Annotated in this window: 16 protein-coding genes; 11 read left to right on the plus strand and 5 right to left on the minus strand. The window is 67.6% G+C overall.

What is annotated here, in order from left to right; genetic code table 11:
• The 10 genes from KDK82_RS10760 to KDK82_RS10805 all read left to right on the plus strand — a co-directional run bounded on the left by KDK82_RS10760 (position 1) and on the right by KDK82_RS10805 (position 12,614).
• Entirely contained in the window at positions 1 to 999 is a 999-nt protein-coding gene (locus KDK82_RS10760; RefSeq protein ID WP_088164850.1) for a LysR family transcriptional regulator, read from the plus strand.
• Positions 1,000 to 1,174: 175 nt separating this feature from the next.
• Positions 1,175 to 2,779 (plus strand): AMP-binding protein, encoded by a 1,605-nt coding sequence (locus tag KDK82_RS10765; RefSeq protein WP_088164851.1) that lies wholly within the window; start codon positions 1,175 to 1,177, stop codon positions 2,777 to 2,779.
• 1 nt (position 2,780) lies between these two features.
• Positions 2,781 to 4,004 carry an acyl-CoA dehydrogenase family protein gene (locus KDK82_RS10770; RefSeq protein WP_088164852.1) on the plus strand — a complete coding sequence of 408 codons (1,224 nt, stop codon included), beginning with the start codon at positions 2,781 to 2,783 and terminating at the stop codon, positions 4,002 to 4,004.
• 41 nt (positions 4,005 to 4,045) lie between these two features.
• A complete protein-coding gene (locus KDK82_RS10775) occupies positions 4,046 to 5,065 on the plus strand; it encodes a tripartite tricarboxylate transporter substrate binding protein (RefSeq protein WP_088164853.1) in 1,020 nt (339 codons plus the stop codon).
• A gap of 94 nt (positions 5,066 to 5,159) precedes the next feature.
• Complete coding sequence (locus tag KDK82_RS10780; RefSeq protein ID WP_088164854.1) at positions 5,160 to 7,226, plus strand: ABC-F family ATP-binding cassette domain-containing protein; 2,067 nt, start codon at positions 5,160 to 5,162, stop codon at positions 7,224 to 7,226.
• A 256-nt stretch (positions 7,227 to 7,482) separates the two neighbouring features.
• A complete protein-coding gene (locus KDK82_RS10785; RefSeq protein WP_256974451.1) occupies positions 7,483 to 8,439 on the plus strand; it encodes a MurR/RpiR family transcriptional regulator in 957 nt (318 codons plus the stop codon).
• Complete coding sequence (locus KDK82_RS10790) at positions 8,436 to 9,473, plus strand: amino acid ABC transporter substrate-binding protein (RefSeq protein WP_088164856.1); 1,038 nt, start codon at positions 8,436 to 8,438, stop codon at positions 9,471 to 9,473. The genes KDK82_RS10785 and KDK82_RS10790 overlap by 4 nt, the downstream gene beginning before the upstream one ends.
• A 20-nt stretch (positions 9,474 to 9,493) precedes the next feature.
• Positions 9,494 to 10,543: an amino acid ABC transporter permease gene (locus KDK82_RS10795; RefSeq protein WP_088164857.1), complete on the plus strand. Its 1,050-nt coding sequence runs from the start codon at positions 9,494 to 9,496 to the stop codon at positions 10,541 to 10,543.
• Between the two features lie 17 nt (positions 10,544 to 10,560).
• Positions 10,561 to 11,643 (plus strand): amino acid ABC transporter permease, encoded by a 1,083-nt coding sequence (locus tag KDK82_RS10800; RefSeq protein WP_088164858.1) that lies wholly within the window; start codon positions 10,561 to 10,563, stop codon positions 11,641 to 11,643.
• Positions 11,640 to 12,614 carry an isoaspartyl peptidase/L-asparaginase family protein gene (locus KDK82_RS10805; protein ID WP_088164859.1) on the plus strand — a complete coding sequence of 325 codons (975 nt, stop codon included), beginning with the start codon at positions 11,640 to 11,642 and terminating at the stop codon, positions 12,612 to 12,614. The genes KDK82_RS10800 and KDK82_RS10805 overlap by 4 nt, the downstream gene beginning before the upstream one ends.
• Positions 12,615 to 13,331: 717 nt before the next feature.
• On the opposite strand, the gene phbB is transcribed toward KDK82_RS10805, so the two are convergent.
• From phbB to KDK82_RS10820, 3 genes are all read right to left on the minus strand, one after another.
• Positions 13,332 to 14,069, minus strand: a complete 738-nt coding sequence (gene phbB, locus KDK82_RS10810; RefSeq protein WP_012205436.1) for an acetoacetyl-CoA reductase — start codon at positions 14,067 to 14,069, stop codon at positions 13,332 to 13,334.
• 212 nt (positions 14,070 to 14,281) lie between these two features.
• Positions 14,282 to 15,463, minus strand: coding sequence for an acetyl-CoA C-acetyltransferase (locus KDK82_RS10815; RefSeq protein WP_012205435.1), 1,182 nt, complete (start codon positions 15,461 to 15,463; stop codon positions 14,282 to 14,284).
• A gap of 123 nt (positions 15,464 to 15,586) precedes the next feature.
• Positions 15,587 to 17,479, minus strand: coding sequence for an alpha/beta hydrolase (locus tag KDK82_RS10820; protein WP_088164860.1), 1,893 nt, complete (start codon positions 17,477 to 17,479; stop codon positions 15,587 to 15,589).
• Between the two features lie 141 nt (positions 17,480 to 17,620).
• Here KDK82_RS10820 and KDK82_RS10825 point away from each other — a divergent pair, with 141 nt between their 5' ends.
• Complete coding sequence (locus KDK82_RS10825) at positions 17,621 to 17,956, plus strand: hypothetical protein (protein WP_088164861.1); 336 nt, start codon at positions 17,621 to 17,623, stop codon at positions 17,954 to 17,956.
• Here KDK82_RS10825 and pgeF read toward each other — a convergent pair.
• Positions 17,876 to 18,733: a peptidoglycan editing factor PgeF gene (pgeF, locus tag KDK82_RS10830; protein WP_088164862.1), complete on the minus strand. Its 858-nt coding sequence runs from the start codon at positions 18,731 to 18,733 to the stop codon at positions 17,876 to 17,878. The two genes, KDK82_RS10825 and pgeF, sit on opposite strands and share 81 nt — an antisense overlap.
• Positions 18,730 to 19,395 carry a maleylacetoacetate isomerase gene (gene maiA, locus KDK82_RS10835; RefSeq protein WP_013802559.1) on the minus strand — a complete coding sequence of 222 codons (666 nt, stop codon included), beginning with the start codon at positions 19,393 to 19,395 and terminating at the stop codon, positions 18,730 to 18,732. Before maiA ends, pgeF begins: the two co-directional genes overlap by 4 nt.
• Between the last annotated feature and the right edge of the window lie 29 nt (positions 19,396 to 19,424).

The raw sequence follows: 19,424 nt of genomic DNA on the forward strand, positions 1-19,424 counted from the left end.
ATGGACCTGCGGGCGCTGCGCTACTTCATCGCGGTGCTGGAGGCGGGCAGCCTCTCGCGCGCCGCGCACTCGCTGTACGTGGCCCAGCCCGCGCTCACGGCGCAGATCAAAAAGCTGGAAGGCGAGCTGGGAGCCCAGTTGCTGGAGCGCAGCCACGCCGGCGTGACTCCCACGCCGGCCGGAGCCCAGCTGTACGAGGACGCACGCCGGCTGCTGTCCGACGCCGATGCCGTGCGCGAGCGCATACAGCGCCTGCCGCAGGGCCCCGAAGGCTCGGTCACCATCGCCCTGCCCTTTTTGCTGACCAGCCTGCTGGCCGGCCCCGTGATCGCCAGCCTGCGCAACAGCCACCCTCGCATCCGCATCTTCGTGCTCGACGACCTCAGCCTCATGGTGCAAAAGGCCATGCTGGACCGGCGCGCAGACTTGGCCATTCTTGTGGACACGGCCAGCCTGCACGACATGCAGGTGGAGCCCATGGCCGAGGAATCCATCTACGTCTGCGGCCAGGATGTCGATGGCAGCGTGGCCCCGCTGCTGCGCCCCGCGCCGGACGGCGGCCTGCCGCACATGGACTTTGCCCACGCCTGCCAGCTGCCGCTGGTGCTGCAGTCGCGGCGCTTTTCCATCCGCCAGACCGTGGAGGCTGCTGCCGACGCACGGGACCTGCGGCTGAACATCGTCCACGAACACGATTCAGCCCGCGTCATCCGCTCGCTCTACCACTGCGGCGCGGGCTTCACCTTCACGCCCGCCTGCTCGCTGAGCGATGCGCCCGCCTGGCTGCGCGAGGAAGCCAAGGCTGCGCCCACGGCCATCCAGCACGGCTGGATCGTGGCCCAGGTCACGGCGCCCGAACTGCTGCGCCGCTACTTCCTGGCCGTGCAGGCCAACCGCAGCAGCGACCCGGCGCTGCAGGTGGGTCAGCAGGCGCTGATGGCACAGGCCCGGCAACTCATCACGGCCGGTATCTGGCAGGCACGCTGGCAGCAGGCATGACGGCATGACCGCAGGGGTCTGGGCACGGGCCATCAGCAAATACCGCAAGGGTTGATCTGGACATCAATTTTTCTGATGCGCCTGAATCACTAAACGGTATTTCCCCGCTCCAGGCCTCTTCTGGAACAGTGCATGGCACGCCGCGCAAAACGCGCGGCTTCAGCCAAGGAATGCCATGCACGAGACATCCCGGCCCACCGCAGGCCACACCCATTCCCACTCCCACTCCCTTCCCATCCCCAATGTCGGCGAACTGGTCGCGCGCAGTTGCAGGGCCCACGGCGCGCAGCCGGCCGTGACCAGCGCCGCGCGCAGCATCAGCTACGCCGAGCTGGAACAGCGCTCCAACCGGCTGGCCAATGCGTTGGCGGCGCTGGGCCTGTCCCGTGGCGACCGCGTGGGCATCTACCTGCCCAACTGCGTGGAAATCGTGGAGATCGAGATCGCCTGCTACAAGGCCGGGCTCATCAAGGCGCCCTTCAACGCACGCCTTTCGCCGCGCGAAGTGGGCGATATCGCGGCCAACAGCGATGCCGCCGTCATCGTGACCACCGCAGCGCGCGCTGAGGCCTTCAAGCCGCACCTGCAGTCTGCCGACGTGCGCCTGCTGCTGCTGGACGGCCCCGCTGGCGAAAGCTACGAGGCCCTGCTCGCCCGCGCCAGCGACCGCTTCCAGCCCGTGGCCGTGCAGGAGCACGAGGTGGCCGTGCTGCACTACACCTCAGGTTCTTCTGGCGTGCTCAAGGCCGCCATGCAGACCTTCGGCAACCGCCTGGCCCAGCTGCGCAAATTCCTGATGCGCGGCGAGGGCATGCAGGCCGGCCACGTGCTGGGCCTGGTGGGGCCGGTCACGCACGCCTCGGGAATGCAGATGGTGCCGGCGCTGTGCACGGGCGCCACCATCCACCTGTTCTCAGGCTTCGAGCCGGGCGCCTTCATGGCCGAGATGCAGGCGCGGCGCGTGACCCACACCTTCATGGTGCCCACCATGATCAACATGCTGCTGGCCGAGATCGGCGGCCGCTACCGCCCCCTGCCCGACCTGCTGCGCCTGGGCTACGGCGCAGCGCCCATGGCGCCCGCGCGCATCCTGCAGGCCATGGACGTGTTCGGCCCCATCCTGTCCCAGGGCTACGGCGCGGGCGAGACCACCTCCGGTGTCTGCGGCCTGACGGTGCAGGACCACCTGCAGGCGCGCGCATCGCGCCCCGAGCGGCTGGCTTCCTGCGGACGGCCCTTCCTGGAATCCCTGGTCGAGGTGCTGGACGACGAGGGCCGCCCGGTGCCCGAGGGCGAGATCGGCGAGATCGTGGTCAGCGGCGCCGATGTCTTTGCAGGCTATTGGCGCGCGCCCGAGCTGACAGCCGAGGTGCTCAAGAACGGCCGCTACCACACGGGCGATCTGGCCCGCATGGACGAGCAGGGCTTTGTCTACATCGTGGACCGCAAGAAAGACATGGTCATCAGCGGCGGCTTCAACGTCTATCCGTCCGAGGTGGAGTCCGTGCTCTACGAACATGCATCGGTGGCCGATGCCTGCGTGTTCGCCATCCCCGACGACAAATGGGGCGAGGCCGTGGCCGTCCACATCGTGCTCAAGCCCGGCCTGGCCGGCGACAGCGCCGCGCTGGACAGCTTCTGCGCCGAGCGCCTGGGCGGCTTCAAGCGCCCGCGCCACATCGAATTCGTGCAGCAGCTGCCCAAGAACCCCAACGGCAAGGTCATGCGCCGCGCAGTGCAGGCGCCCTACTGGGCCAACCACGCCCGCAAGGTGAACTGAAATGAACGCCAAAGACACACTCCCCGCCGCCAACGCTGCCCTGCTGGAAATGCCCTTTGAAGGCTCGGAGCGCGCAGCCGGCCTGATCGACGCGCTCAACGCCTTCATCCACGGCGAATTGGCCGACCTCGCCCGCGCGCATGGCGTGGACCATGAAAACAGCGCCTCCACCGAACTGCTGCGCCAGGTCTGGAAGCTGTCGCATGCGCGCGGCTTCTACGGCATGACCCTGCCCGAGGCCATGGGCGGCGCCGGCCTGTCCGTGCTCGACCAGGTGCTGGTCAAGGAGGCCATCTACGCCACGGGCTCGCCCTTCGCGCCCCATGTACTGGGCGAACTCAGCGGCCCGCCGCGCATAGGTGCGCTGATCCGCAAGGCCACGCCGCTGCAGATGGAGCAGTTCATCCTGCCCGTGGCGCGCGCCGAGAAATCCATCTGCTTTGCGCTGACCGAGGCGGCGGCCGGCTCGGACGCGGGCGCGCTGGAGACGCGCGCCGTGCTCGAAGGCGACCACTACCTGCTCCACGGCCGCAAGCGCTTCATCTCGGGCTCGCCGTTCGCCGACTTCGCCGTGCTCATGGCCTCGACCGCGCCCGAGGGCAGCCCGCAGCGCGAGATCAGCGCCTTCTTCGTGGACCTGCATGCACCGGGCGTGCAGGTGGTCAGCGGCTACAAGACCATGGCCGGGCAGTCCAGCACGGGGGACATCGTGCTCGACGGCTGCCGTGTGCCCGCTGCGCAGTTGATTGGCGAGCCGGGCCGGGGCCTGGCCCTGGCGCTGGGCCGCATCACCGTCAACCGCCTGCTGCACTGCCCGGCCATGCTGGGGCTGGCCCAGGTGGCGCTGCGCGATGCGCGCGACTATGCGCTGGGGCGCCAGCAATTCGGCCGCAGCATTGCCCAGTTCCAATCCATACAGCACATGCTGGCCGACATGGCCACCGAATGGATGGCCGCGCGCGCACTGATGGTGCAGACGGCCCGCGCCATCGACGCCGGCATCGATGCGCGCGCCCAGGCCTCGATGAGCAAGCTGTTCTGCTCGGAGACGGCGTTCCGCATCGCCGACCGCGCCGTGCAGATCCATGGCGGCGAAGGCATCGTCCAGGGCCGGCGCGTGGAATTCCTGTTCCGCATGCTGCGCATGTACCGCGTGCTCACGGGCACCAGCGAGATACAGCGCAACACCATCGCCAAGGAACTGCTGGAGCGGGCCGGCGCCTGAGGCTGGCCGGCATGAAAGCGAAAAGACAAGGAGACAACGCCATGCAAGACAATCCATCCCAAAGGCCGGACCGACGCCGATTCCTGCGCGCTGCGGGCGCCGCATCGCTTGCCGCAGGCCTGCCCTGGGCCACCACAGCCGCCACAGCCGCCACACACGACAGCGCCTGGCCCACGCGCCCCATCAAATGGGTGGTGCCCTACCTGGCCGGCACCAGCCCCGACACGGCCGCGCGCATCGTGGCCGAGGCGCTGTCGGCCCAGCTGGGCCAGCCCGTGGTGATAGACAACCGCGCCGGCGCAGGCGGCAACATCGGCGCACGCCAGGTGGCCAAGGCGCCGGCGGACGGCTACACCCTGCTGTACTCGGGCTCGCCCATGGCCGCCGCCATGCGCATGTACAAAAGCCCGGGCTACGACGTGTTCAAGGACTTCCGCCATGTGCTGGGCATGTCGCGCTCGGACATCCTGGTCGTCGTGCATGCCGACTCGGGCATGCGCACGCTGGACGACCTGGCCGCGCGCGCCAAGGCCAGGCCCGGCGCGCTGGACTATGCCTCGGGCGGCGTGGGCACGCCATCGCACCTGGGCGTGGAAATGCTGGCCTCCAGCATGGGCCTGCAGGTCAACCATGTGCCCTACAAGGGCGCGTCCGAGCTGGTCAATGCCGTGCTGGGCCAGCAGGTAGCGTTCGGCGCCCCGCTGTTTTCCGTGGCCTATCCCCAGGTGCTGGCGGGCAAGCTGGTGCCGCTGGCCATTGCCGGGCCGCAGCGCAACGCCAAGCTGCCCCAGGTGCAGACCCTGGCCGAGCTGGGCGTGCCCAATGTCAACCTCACGTCCTGGGGCGGCGTGTCCGTGCCGGCCGCCACGCCCGAGGCCATCGTCCAGCGGCTGCGCACGGCGCTGGAGGAAGTGCTCAGGCAGCCCAGGGTCATCGCCTTGCTGGAGCAGGAAGGCGGCAGGGTCGCCATCACCAGCGCCGACGCCTATGCCAAGGGCTTCGAGCGCGAGATCCAGTTCACCCAGTCCATGATGCAGCGCGTGGGCATACAGCCGATCTAGGGCCTGGTACCAGGGCTTTGCACCGTGGCCGGGCACGGGCATGGCGGGCGGCAATCCTGCCCTGGCGCAATCGCTGGGATAATCCTGCCCATTCATGATCAGCCTTCGCAACATTACCCTGCGCCGCGGCACCCGCGTGCTGCTGGACAGCACCTCCGTCTCCATCAACCCCGGTGAAAAAGTCGGCCTTGTCGGACGCAATGGCGCCGGCAAGTCCAGCCTGTTCGCCCTGCTCAACGGCAGCCTGGCCGAGGACGGTGGAGAGTTCTCCATCCCTTCGCAATGGCGCCTGGGCCAGGTCGCGCAGAACATGCCCGAGACCTCGGAGACGGCCACCCAGTTCGTGCTGGACGGCGACACCCGCCTGAGCGAGCTCAACGCCCAGCTCGCGGCCGCCGAGGCCAGCGAGGACGGCATGGCCATTGCCCACGCCCACGTGGACCTGGCCGATGCCGGCGCCCACGATGCCGTGCCGCGCGCCCAGGCCCTGATCCTGGGCCTGGGCTTCAAGGTCTCCGAGCTGGAGCACCCCGTCAACAGCTTCTCCGGCGGCTGGCGCATGCGCCTGCAGCTGGCGCGCGCGCTGATGTGCCCCTCCGACCTGCTGCTGCTGGACGAACCCACCAACCACTTGGACCTGGACGCCCTGGTCTGGCTGGAAGCCTGGCTCAAGCGCTACCCCGGCACTCTGGTCGTGATCAGCCATGACCGCGAATTCCTGGACGCCATCACCAACACCACGCTGCACATCGAAAACGCGCAGGTCACGCGCTATGGCGGCAACTACAGCAAGTTCGAGGAACTGCGCGCCCAGCAGATCCTGCTGCAGCAGGCCTCGTTCGAGCGCCAGCAGGACAAGATCGCCCACCTGCAGAAGTTCATCGACCGCTTCAAGGCCAAGGCCTCCAAGGCCAAGCAGGCGCAAAGCCGCGTCAAGCAGATCGAGCGCATGGAAAAGGTCGCACCCATGCTGGCCAGCGCCGATTTCACCTTCGAGTTCAAGCCGCCGGCCAACCTGCCCAACCCCATGCTGGCGATCACGGACGCCGCATTCGGCTACCTGGACGACGAAGGCCAGGCGACCACCATCCTGCGCGGCGTCAACCGCTCGGTGCTGGCGGGCCAGCGCATCGGCATCCTGGGCGCCAACGGCCAGGGCAAGTCCACCCTGGTCAAGACCATTGCGCGCGAGATGAAGGCCCTGGCCGGCACCGTGACCGAAGGCAAGGGCCTGAACATCGGCTACTTCGCCCAGCAGGAACTGGATGTGCTGCGCCCCGGCGAAAACCCCATGGAGCACATGATCCGCCTGGCACGGGACACCGGCGCCACCGGCCCGCAGGCCCGCGAGCAGGACCTGCGCAGCTACCTGGGCACGTTCAATTTCAGCGGCGACATGGTCAAGCAGGCCGTGGGCAGCATGAGCGGCGGCGAAAAGGCCCGCCTGGTGCTGGCCATGATCGTCTGGCAGCGCCCCAACCTGCTGCTGCTGGACGAGCCCACCAACCACCTGGACCTGGCCACGCGCGAGGCCCTGGCCATGGCCATCAACGACTTCGACGGCACCGTCATGCTGGTCAGCCACGACCGCGCGCTGCTGCGCTCGGTCTGCGAGGACTTCTGGCTGGTCGGCCGCGGCGTGGTCGGCCCCTTCGACGGCGATCTGGACGACTACCAGCGCTACCTGCTGGAAGAATCCCGCCGCCTGCGCGAGGAGGCCCGCAAGGCCGAACAGGCGGCTGCGGCCACCAGCAAGGCGGCAGCGCAGGTGGAGCCCGCAGCAGTTGCAGCAGCACCTGCAGTGCAGGCCCCCGTGGCTGCTGCGCTGGCCCCGGCCCCCGCTGCCCCGCCCACGCCGCCGGCCGCCAGTGCCGGAGACCAGCGCGAGCAACGGCGCCTGGCCGCCCTGGCCCGCCAGCAGATGGCCGAGAAGACCCGGCCGTTCAAGAAGGAACTGGAACAGCTGGACAAGCGCCTGCCCCAGCTGCAGGCCGAGCGCACGCGGCTCGAAGGCCTGCTGAGCCAGCCCATCTCGCCCGCCGAGATGGCCGAGACGGGCCGCAGCCTCAAGGCCTGCAACGACGAGATCGACAGCCTGGAAGAGCGCTGGCTGGAACTGAGCGAGCAGATCGAGCAACTGTCGGCCGCGATTTCCGACTGATTCCAGTCGTTCTCGAAAATCAGGCGGTCCCATGGGACCGCCTGCCACAAGCGTCGTCCCGCGTGAAGACGGCGCTCCACTTCGGCTCCGCCCAAGTGCGCCCCTGAGGCCCCGCCCTTCCCCCACTCCCCTCACGCCCCCGCAGTTCCCCGCGCCAGCGGAACGCATGGATCGTTTGATTCAGGGTTTCTCCTGAATGAAAGATTTCATTCTTAAAAAATAATGAATGAAAGAGACCATTCACTTTCATTCATTCATGGAACTCCACCCCCACCCCGCCGTACAGGAATTGCTGCGCGCCAGCGTCGATGGCTCGCCCGCCGTCGCCCGGGTCGGCCGCTGGATGGCCGCGCATCCGGTGCTGGCCGTCACGCTGAGCGCCGAAGAAGTGGCCAATGCCTGCGGCGGCTCCCTGGCCGCCGTCAACCGCTTTGCCAAACACGCCGGCTACGAAGGCTTTGCCGATTTGCGCTTGCACCTGGGCCGCCAGCTGCAGCAGGCCCTGGAGCCCGTGAACAAGCTGCGCGCGGCGCATGGGCCCGAAGCCGCCACGGCAGGCACCGCGGGCGCCGTGGGCACCATGGGCGAGCAGGCTTTCGGGCACACGCAGCGCAACCTGCAGGCTGCTGCGCAGGCCTGCGACCCCGGCCTGCTCGATCAACTGGCCCAGCGCATCTGCCGCGCACGCCGTGTGCTCTTCATGGGGTTCGGCAGCTCCCACCATGTGGCGGCCTTTGGCGCCGACGTGCTGCAACCCTATCTGCCGCAGGTGGTGGAAGTGACCTCCGCAGGCGGATCGGAACAGGCGGTACGCCGCATGACAGGGCTGACGGAGCAGGACGTGCTGATCGCCATTTCACTGCCGCGCTACTCGCGCGAAGCCGTCGCGCTGACGGCGCACGCACGCCAGCGGGGCGCCCTGACCATCGCCATCACCGACGAGTCCACGAGTCCGCTGGCCCGCGAGGCCGACTACACGCTGCTGGCGCCCGCCTCGCATCCCCTGCTGCCTTCATCGCCAATGGCGGCCATGGCCATGGTCGAGGCACTGGCCACCCAGGTCATCCGCGCCACGCCCCAGGCCGTGCGCAGTCTGGTCGAACTGTCCGAGTCGGTGCTTCCCTACCTGACTCCGGACGCCGATACCGCTTCGCCGGCGGCAAGCAAGCCGCAACCCCAGGCCCCTCATCCCGCTGGAAAGGATTCACCATGAACGCCCCTGCCCGTCTGCGCCTTGCGCTTGCATCGATGGCCGCCCTCTTCACACTCGCTGCCGCGCCGGCCCACGCTGGCAAGACGCTGGACGGCATCAAGCAGCGCGGCGCCGTGACCTGCGGCGTGCACACGGGGCGCGCAGGCTTTGCGCTCGCCGACGGCAGCGGCATCTGGTCCGGGCTGGACGTGGATCTGTGCCGTGCCGTGGCTGCAGCCACCCTGGGTGACGCCAGCAAGGTCAAGTTCATTCCCACCAGCGGCCAGACACGCATCACGGCGCTGCAGTCCGGCGAGATCGATCTGCTGGCACGCAACACCACCTGGACCTTCACGCGCGACAACGGCCTGGGCCTGATGTGGGCGGGCGTCAATTTCCACGACGGCCAGGGCTTCATGGCCAGGAAGAAGCCCGGCCTGAACAGCGTCAAGCAGCTCTCTGGCGCCACCATCTGCGTGATCAGCGGTTCCACCACGGAAAAGACCCTGTCGGAGTACTTTCGCTCCCACAAGCTCAACTACAAGGCGGTGGTGTTCGACAACCCCGAAGCCGCCCTGCAGGCCTTCAGCAGCGGACGCTGCCAGGCCTATACAGGCGACCTCGGCGCCCTGGCCGTGCTGCGCGGCAAGGAGCTGGCCAACCCCGACGACTACGTGATCCTGCCCGAAGTCATCTCCAAGGAGCCGGCCGGCCCGGCCGTGCGCCGCGGTGACGACGAATGGTTCGCCGTCGTGCGCTGGACACTCAACGCCATGATCGAGGCCGAGGAACTGGGCATCACCCAGGCCAATGCCGACGAGCTCAAGACACGCTCCGACAGCATCCAGGTCAAGCGTTTCCTGGGCCAGAGCGACGACCTGGGCAAGCAGCTGGGGCTGGACAAGGAATGGGCGCTGCGCATCGTCAAGGCCGTGGGCAACTATGGCGAGAGCTATGAGCGCAACCTGGGCGCCAGGTCGGGCCTGAACGTGCCGCGCGGCAAGAACGCGCTGTTCACCAAGGGCGGCCTGATGATGTCGCCGCCGATGAACTGACGCGCCGAGGGCACCCTGCCATGAACGCCGCGAACGCTGTGGATGCTGCGAAAGCCGTGAATGCCATCGACGCCGGGGCACGGCAGCCACCGGCCCCCACCCGGCCACGCTGGGGCCGGCTGGCCTTGCAGCTCGCCATCGGCTGGTTGCTGATATTGCTGCTGGGCTGGCTGGCGCACAACGCCAGCCGCAACATGGCCGCGCGCGGCATTGCCGGGGGCTTCGGCTTTCTGGAGCAGACGGCCGGCTTTTCCATCTCCGAAGGGCTGCTGCCCTACGAGCCCGGCGACAGCTACCTGCGTGCGGTCGCGGCCGGGGTGGCCAACACGGTTCGCGCCGCCGTGCCCGCGCTCGTGCTGGCCACCGTGCTGGGCCTGCTGCTGGGCGTGGCCGCCGTGGCAAGGCATCCGCTGCTGCGCGGCGCCGTGCGCCTCTATGTCGATGTGGCGCGAAATATCCCGTTGCTGGTGCAGGTGCTGCTGTGGTATTTCGCGCTGACTTCGCTGCTGCCCGACGTGGACCACCCTCTGGCCATCGGCCCCCTGGGCTTTCTGAGCAAGGCGGGGCTGGCCCTGCCCGGCCCGGTGTACGACAGCGCGGCGGGCTGGCACTGGAGTTCCCCGCAACCGAGCATGTTCGGCATCGACGGAGGACTGGCGCTGACGCCTGAATTCCTGGCCCTGGTGGGAGCCCTGGGCCTGTATGCCGCCGCCTATTGCGCGGAAATCGTGCGCGCCGGTCTGCAGGCCGTGCCGCGCGGGCAATGGAATGCCGCCTCGGCCCTGGGCATGCGCCGCGGCCAGCAGCTGCGCCTGGTCGTGCTGCCGCAGGCCCTGCGGGTGATCATTCCCCCCTATACCAACCTGGCGCTCAGCACCATCAAGAACTCCTCGCTGGCCGTGGCCATCGGCTACCCCGACGTGGTGATGGTCGCCAACACCGCCATGAGCCAGACCGGCCAGGCCATCGAATGCGTGACCATCATCGCGGTGGTCTACCTGGCCATCAACCTGCTGACCTCGCTGGCATTGAATGCCTTCAACCAGCGCAGTGCCTTCATCACACGCTAGCCGGGAAAGACCTGCCCATGAGTGCCGTACTCCGCGCACCGGCCCTGCCGGTGGCCCCGCCACGGGTTCCGCTGGCGCAGCGCCTGCGCGCCAGCCTGTTTCCGGATGCGCTCTCCGGGCTCATCACCGCCACGCTGCTGCTGGCCGCACTGTGGGCGGGCTGGAAGCTGCTGGCCTGGGGCCTGCTCGACGCCGAAACCGCAGCCAACCCCGACACATGCCGCGCTGCGGCCGGCGCCTGCTGGGGCGTGGTGCGCGACAAGTACCGTCTGGTGTTCCTGGGGCGCTACCCCACGGCCGAACAGTGGCGCCCCGTCGCCGCCAGCCTGCTGCTGCTGGGCAGCGTGGGGGTGGCGGCACTGCCGCGCTTCTTCGGCCGCGCCGGCATGGCAATGCTGCTGGCCGGGTTGACCGGCTTTGGCGTGCTGATGGCGGGCGGTGTGGCCGGCCTGGCACCCGTGCCCAGCGATCTGTGGGGCGGCCTGCCGCTGACCCTGTTCCTTGCCGTGATCGCGTGCCTGGCCGGTGTCCCGCTGGGCATTCTGCTGGCGCCGGGCCGGCGCTCCAGCCTGCCTTTGCTGCGCGTGCTCTGCACGTTGTTCATCGAAGCGGTGCGCGGCGTGCCTCTGATCACGCTGCTGTTCTTCGGGGCCTTCGTGCTGCCCATGCTGGTGCCCACGCAGTGGCGGGTGGACCCCATGGTCCGCATCACCGTCTGCCTGGCGGCCTTCAGCGCCGCCTATCTTGCCGAGGTGTTTCGCGGCGGGCTGCAGGCCGTGCCCCAGGGCCAGGTCATGGCGGCCCAGGCCATGGGCTTCACCAGGGTGCAGGTGCTGCGCCACGTGGTCCTGCCGCAGGCACTGCGCGTGACCATCGCGCCCACGGTGAGCAACTTCATCGGCGCGGTGAAGGACACCTCCCTGGTGGCGATCGTGAACATCTACGACATCACCGGCTCCCTGAAGATGGCCATGAGCGACCCCCACTGGATTGCGTACTTCGTGGAGATGTACATGGTGGTCTGTGCCGTCTACCTGCTCATCGGCCTGGGCATCGCCCGCTATGGCCGCTTCCTGGAATCGCGCTACGCACTCCAATGAACATGCCCCAGAACTCCCGAAAATTTTCCATTGCCGTGCACGGCGGCGCAGGCACCGTCATCCAGGGCCAGGCCGACGAGGCCCCCTACCACGCCGCTCTGGCCCAGGCGCTGGAGGCGGGCGCCGCCCTGCTGCGGCGCGGCGCCAGCGCGCTGGACGCCGTCCAGGCCGCGTGCCAGTCCCTGGAAGACTGCCCGCTGTTCAATGCCGGGCGCGGCTCCGTCTACACGCGCGACGCGCGCCACGAGATGGACGCTGGCCTGATGGACGGCAGCAACCTGCGGGCAGGCGCAGTCGCTTCCGTCAGCCAGGTGCGCAATCCGATTGCGCTGGCACGGCATGTTCTTGACGACGGCCAGTGCGTGCTCCTGGTCGGCGAAGGGGCGCAGCGGTTTGCCGATGAACGCGGGCTGGCGCGCATGGATGCAGGCTACTTCGACTCTGCCGAGCGCCTGGCACAGCTGCGCCGGGTGCAGGCGCAATCCGGCCAGACCGCGCTGCTGGACCACGACGCCAGCGGACTGGCGGCGCACCCTGCTCCGCTGAACGAGAACGGCAAGATGGGCACGGTCGGCGCCGTGGCGCGCGATGTGCATGGCAACCTGGCCGCCGCGGCATCCACCGGCGGGCTGACCAACAAGCGCCCCGGGCGCGTGGGCGACACGCCCGTGGTGGGCGCAGGTTTCTACGCCGACAGCACCACCTGCGCCGTGGCGGCCACCGGAACCGGCGAGCATTTCCTGCGCGCAGCCATCGCGCACGACATCCATGCGCGCATGCGCTACCTGGGGCAAAGCCTGGAACTCGCAGCCGACGCTGCAGTGCGGGGCACGCTGACACACATCGGTGGCCAGGGCGGCGTGGTGGCCGTGGACAGCCAGGGACGCGTGCACTGCCCCTTCAACAGCGCCGGCATGTACCGCGGCTACATCGTGGACGACGCGCCTGCCGTGACCCTGATTTTTGCCTGATGGACGTTTTCGCCCCGGGTTGACCTGTGCCCACGCATTGCGGGCAACGAGGCGTAACAGCATCGGCATTGGCCCGCCACGCCAGTAAGCCTCTGTCAGGAAACGGATTTTTTCTCACCGCGCCAGAAATCTGTCTCCAAACTGACAGATCAGCACCTCCAGGCTTGCAATTGCTTGCGTCCTGGGGCAATCCCTGAGTCAACCTGCAGCCACTTGCCCGCGTTGAACACGCAACAAAGGAGTGATTGCACATGACCGACATCTTTTCCCACACCGCCCTGCAGACCCGCTTTGCAGCCGCTGCGCTGGCCCAAGCTGTCTGGCCATGGGATGACCGTGACCGCAAGCGCGGCCCCCGCAACGCCTGAAAACCGGGTCACAAAAAAGTTTCGACTTCCTTCGAAAATTTTTTAAAAACCTGTCAACCAGCTGAATCTGGCCCGCGTTAAGAAAGCAATACAGGAGAAAGTTTCCATGCAAACGACTGCCATCATGTCCATCTGGCCCGAAGACGAACGCGATCGCAAGCGCTGAGGCGCTGGCTGGCGCACACGGTGCCCCAGTCTCTGACACCACCGGTCTGACGGCCTTCCGTGCAGACCCCCTCTTCCACAGAACCCGCTTCAGCGGGTTTTGTCATTTCTGAGACATTTGCAGCGGTGCTGCCCAACAAAAAAGGAGCCCGGAGGCTCCTTTGCAGCGCGAACCCTTGCAGGTTCAATGCATGTGCAGGCCACCGTTGACCGAAAAATCGGCACCGGTGGAATAGCCGCCTTCCTCCGAGGCCAGCCAGGCGATGATCGATGCGATCTCGCTGGGCTCGCCCAGGCGCTTGACGGGGATGGTGCCCACGATCTTCTCCAACACGTCGGGACGGATGGCCTTGACCATGTCGGTGCCGATGTAGCCGGGGCTCACGGTGTTCACGGTCACGCCCTTGGTGGCCATCTCCTGCGCCAGCGCCATGGTGAAGCCGTGCATGCCCGCCTTGGCGGCCGAGTAATTGGTCTGCCCGGCCTGGCCCTTGGCACCATTGACCGAGCTGATGTTGATGATGCGGCCCCAGCCCTTTTCCACCATGTCGCCCACGACCTGCTTGGTCACGTTGAACATGGAGTTGAGGTTGGTCTCGATGACGGCCTGCCAGTCCTCCGGCGTCATCTTGATGAACATGCGGTCACGCGTGATGCCGGCATTGTTGACCAGCACATCGATGCTGCCGTGCTCGGCCTTGGTCTTGCTGAAGGCCTCGACGGTGGAAGCCCAGTCGCCCACATTGCCGACCGATGCATGGAAGTTGTATCCCAGCGCCTTTTGCTCGTCCAGCCACTTCTGGAAGTCGCGCGACGGACCGCAACCTGCGATGACCTTGAAGCCTTCCTTGTGCAGACGCTGGCAGATAGCCGTTCCGATGCCTCCCATTCCCCCTGTGACATACGCTACTTTTTGAGCCATTCTTCTCTCCTGTCAATCAATGGTTGCTTCAGATCAATCTATCCACGACAACCGGGGCATTGACTCCGGTTATCACCAAGGGTGCCTGAACCTCTGGGTCCGGCACCCCCGTATGGCTAGTATGCAGCGCGTGCGCTGCGCCTCTCTTCGGGCAGGCCCTAGGCAGGCCTAGGATCTACCCTGAAAGCTTGCTAACGTTTTCCCGGAGCCTTTCAGACGCGCTCCACCGCCATGGCCACGCCCATGCCGCCGCCGATGCACAGGCCGGCCAGGCCCTTCTTGGCGCCGCTGCGCTGCATCTCGTGCAGCAGGGTCACCAGGATGCGGGCGCCCGACGCGCCGATGGGGTGGCCGATGGCAATGGCGCCGCCGTTGACGTTGACCTTGGCCGGGTCGATGCCCAGCTCCTGGTTCACCGCACAGGCCTGGGCCGCGAAGGCTTCGTTCAGCTCGAACAGGTCCACGTCCTGCGCGGTCCAGCCCGCACGCTCCAGCGCCTTGCGCGAGGCGAACACCGGGCCCAGGCCCATGGTGGCGGGGTCCAGGCCGCTGGTGGCGTAGGAGACGATGCGTGCCAGCGGCTTCAGGCCCAGGGCCTTGGCCTTGGAGGCGCTCATCACCACCACGGCGGCCGCGCCATCGTTCAGGCCCGAGGCGTTGCCGGCCGTCACCGAGCCGGCCTTGTCGAAGGCCGGGCGCAGGCCTGCCAGGGCGTCGGCATTGGTCTTGCGGTTGATGTACTCATCGGCCGCGAACACCACGGGATCGCCCTTGCGCTGGGGAATGCTGACGGGAACGATTTCGTCCACGAACTTGCCTGCGTCCTGTGCGGCCGTGGCCTTTTGCTGGCTGGCCAGGGCCAGGGCATCCTGCTGCTCGCGGCTGACGCTCTTTTCCTTGGCCACGTTCTCGGCCGTGATGCCCATGTGGTACTGGTTGTAGACGTCCCACAGGCCGTCCACGATCATGGTGTCGGCCATCTTCCAGTCACCCATGCGCTGGCCGTCGCGCGAGCCCGGCAGCACGTGGGGCGACAGGCTCATGTTCTCCTGGCCGCCGGCCACGACGATCTCGCTGTCGCCCGTGGCCACGGCCTGGGCTGCCAGCATCACGGCCTTCAGGCCCGAGCCGCAGACGGCGTTGATGGTGAGGGCCGGGGTTTCCTTGGCGACGCCGGCCTTCATCATGGCCTGGCGTGCGGGGTTCTGGCCTGCGCCAGCGGCCAGCACCTGGCCCATGATGACTTCACCGACCTGGTCGGTGCCGACCTTGGCGCGGTTCAGTGCCTCGCGGATCACGATGGAGCCCAGTTCGGTGGCGGGGATCTTGGCAAGGGTGCCGCCAAACTTGCCAACGGCAGTACGGACAGCGGAAACGATGACGATGTCTTCCATGATGACGGACCTTTCTTTGGACTCTTGAAGGGATGCCCGGGCACACATTGCCGCAGTCGCGGCAGCGGCACCCTGCATTCAAGCCACAGCGTTATTGCACTGCAGCATCGAAACGATTGTGCCTCAGGCCTTGACCAGTACGTAGCGGCCCGGGGCCGGCTCGATGGCCGTGTATTCCCTGCCTTTGCCGTACTGCTTGGGCGCTGCGACCAGCTTGCCGCCGTGCTCGGCCAGCCAGGGGCTCCAGTCGGCCCACCAGCTGCCCGGGTACTCGTCGGCGCCGGCCTGCCATTCCTTGAGCGTGGGCGGCAACTGGCCGTCTTCGCGCATCCAGTAGCTGCGCTTTTTCTTGGCCGGCGGATTGATCACGCCTGCGATGTGGCCCGATGCGCCCATCACAAAACGCTTGTCGCCGCCCAGCACCTGGGTGGACGCATAGGAGCCCCCCACGGGCACGATGTGGTCCTCGCGCGAGCCATAGATATAGGCCGGCAGGCGCAGCTGGTGCATGTCGATGCGCTCGCCGCAGACGGTCAGCGCGCCGGGCTGGGCCAGCTTGTTTTCCAGGTAGAGGTTGCGCAGATACCAGGCGTAGTACGGGCCGGGCAGGTTGGTGGAGTCGCTGTTCCAGTACAGCAGGTCGAACGGCGGGGGCGTCTCGCCCTTGAGGTAGTTGCCCACCACGTAGTTCCAGACCAGGTCGTTGGGCCGCAGAAAGCTGAAGGTGGACGCCAGGTCCTGGCCCTTCATGAGACCGCCCTCGCCCATCTGCATCTCACGGAAGCGCACCACGGATTCGTCGATGAAGACATCGAGGATGCCGGTGTCGCTGAAGTCGATGAAGGTGGTCAGCAGCGTGACGCTGGCCACGGGAAACGGCACGCCGGCCGGCGCCGTGGCGCGGGCTGTGGATGTGCGGGCGGCGCTGCGGCTGCCAGCCGCGCGTTTGGCCGCAGGCGCCTTGGCCGCCGGAGCGGCAGTTGCGCCATGCTCGCGGTCATGGCGCGCCTGCAGCACGGCCAGCGCGGTGGACAGCATGGTGCCGCCCACGCAAAAGCCCAGCACATTGATCTGCTCGGCTCCTGCGATCTCGCGCGCCACGCGGATGCCGGTGAGCACGCCGTCCTCGATGTAGTTGTCCCAGGTCTTGCGCGCCAGGCTTTCGTCGGGGTTGCGCCAGCTCATCACGAAGGTGCGATGGCCCTGGCTGACGGCGTAGCGGATCAGCGAGTTGTCGGGCTGCAGGTCCAGGATGTAGAACTTGTTGATGCAGGGCGGCACCATGAGGAAGGGCCGTTCGTGCACCTTGTCCGTCAGCGGCTTGTATTCGATGAGCTGGAACAGCTCGTTCTCGAACACCACGGCGCCTTCGGTGGTGGCGACGTTCTTGCCCACGGTGAACAGGCTTTCGTCGGTCATGGACACATGGCCCTGGCGCATGTCGGCCAGCAGGTTGGCCACGCCCTGGGCCAGGCTCTCGCCCTGGGTTTCGATGGCTTTCTTCTGGGCCTCGGCATTGAGTGCCAGGAAGTTGCTGGGCGCCATGGCCGCCAGCCATTGCTCGATGGCGAAGCGCACGCGGTTGCGCGTCTTGTCATCGGCCTGCACGGCATCGGCCAGGCCCATGAGCATGCGGCTGTTGAGCAGATAGGTCGCAGCCGTGGCCGCCGTCAGCGGATTGCCGGCCCACGATTCGGTATTGAAGCGCTTGTCCTTGGCCAGCAGCGCCTGGGCGCCGCCCTGTTCGGCCATGGCCTTGGCACCATCCAGGTACTGGCGCTGCAGCTCCAGCAGCTTTTCGGGGTCCAGCGACAGCGCGTTCTCGGGCAGGGCGCCGGGTTCGGGGACGGCCGCTTTCCAGGCCTGGGCCATGTCCGGCATGCCTGGCATGCCCTGGGTTCCCGGAAGGCCTGGTTGCCCCAGCTGCTGCAGTGTCTGCAGCGTGCGGCTCCATTGCTCGTTCCAGAATTGCTGGACGGATTGGCCTGACAGGCCAGCGAGTGGGTCAAAATTCATGCTGCATCCTTGTTCGTGGATGCCATGCAATAGCCTGGGGCTTGCGGGGCATCCGTTTTGATTGTGACCCAGGCGAGCCCCGCCTTGCCCGGCACAGACCTCCACGAAAACCCGTGCCCCGCTCGATTTTTTGGTTCGACCATGTATCTCGTTGTTATCGCTTGGCTGTATGTCACTCTGATGATGGCAGTGGCCGAGGCCGCCAGCCCCACGGGCAGCATACTCGGCGCCGTGATCACGTTCGCACTCTATGGACTGCTGCCGCTGTCCATCGTGATCTACATCATGGGCACGCCCGCGCGCAAGCGAAAACGCCATGCACGCGAATTGGCCGAGCGCGAGGCCTGGCTGGCGCAGCAGCAGGCCTCGCAGAGCGGCCCCGTGACGCAGGCGCGCTCAGTCCTTCCAGATGCAGGCGGCGAACCGCCCGCTGCTGCCCAGGCGGGCAGCGTCGCGCCGGTGCGAAAAGAACCGTGAGCCGTTGAGCACCGTGCACCATGCGTCCCCGCCGTCATTGCCGTAGATGGCGGTGATGCCCAGCGCCGCCAGGCGCTGGCGCGCAAGCCCGGCCAGGTTGGCCAGGTACTTGGGTGCGCCCCCGCCCTCTTGCGGCACGGCGGTGAAATGCGCCCCGGCCGCCGCGTCATGCGCGATGAACGCCGCGCGCACCTCGGCACCCACTTCGAAGGAGCGCGGACCGATGCAGGGTCCGAGCCAGGCCAGGGTCTGCTGCGCCGCTTGCCCGGGCGGCGTCTGGATCTGGCCGGCAAAGCGCTCGAACAGCGTCTCCAGCACCCCGCCCGCCAGCCCGCGCCAGCCCGCATGGGCCGCGCCCACCACGGCACCACTGCGATGGGCCAGCAGCACGGGCAGGCAGTCTGCCACCATGATGGTGCAGACCACGCCCGAGGCGCTGGTCACGCAGGCATCGAAGGCCTGGCCCTGCGCGCTGCCTGCATCCAGGGCCACGACATCCACGCCATGCACCTGCTGCAGGAACACTGCGCAGGCGCCGGGCGTATGGGCACGCACGATCTCCTGCAGCCGCTGGCGGTTGGTGCGCACGGCCTGCGGGTCATCGCCCACATGGTCGCCCAGGTTCAGGCTGCCCCAGGGCGCCGTGCTGACGCCGCCTTCGCGCGAGGTGCACAGCGCGTGCACGCCGGGCGGCGCGGGCCACTCGGGCACCAGCCAGGACGCGGGAATGGTGCCGGGGAGGTTGCCGGGGATGGAGTCAGGCAGGGCCGCGCTCATTCCGCGTCGGGGCAGGCCGAGGGATGGGCCTTTTGGAAGGCCGGCAGCGCCTCGCAGCGATCGACGATGGCCGCCAGGCGTGGCAGGCCGTCCAGGCTCACGTTGAAGCGGCGGCCGTTGAAGATCTGCGGCACCAGGCAGCAGTCGGCCAGCGTGGGCGTGTCGCCCCAGCAAAACAGCGAAGGCGCCAGGCCTGCGGCCTCGCGCTCGGCGGCCAGCAGGTCCAGCTGGCGTTCGAAGGCTTCCAGGCCGGAGCGCACCCAATGCACGTACCAGCCGCTCTTGGCCTCGTCGGAGACGCCCAGGTTGCGCACCAGGTACTTGAGCACGCGCAGGTTGTTGAGCGGATGGATCTCGCAGGCCACCATCTGGGCCAGCGCGCGCACATGGGCACGGCCCAGGGCGTCGCGCGGCAGCAGCGGTATTTCGGCATGGGTCTCATCGAGATATTCGATGATGGCCATGGACTGGGTCAGCCAGTGGCCGTCCTCGGTTTCCAGCGCCGGCACCAGCGCATCGCCGACATGCTGGGCATAGGCCGGCGCCCTGTGGTCGCCGCGCAGCAGGTGCACGGGTACGGATTCATAGTCCAGGCCCTTGATCTGCAGCGCAATGCGCACGCGGTAGGAGGCCGACGAGCGGAAGTAGGTGTGGAGCTTCATAGACCGCAAAGCATACCGTGCGGCCCGGG

This window comes from Delftia sp. K82 (genome assembly GCF_002193035.1).
GTDB lineage: Bacteria > Pseudomonadota > Gammaproteobacteria > Burkholderiales > Burkholderiaceae_C > Comamonas > Comamonas acidovorans.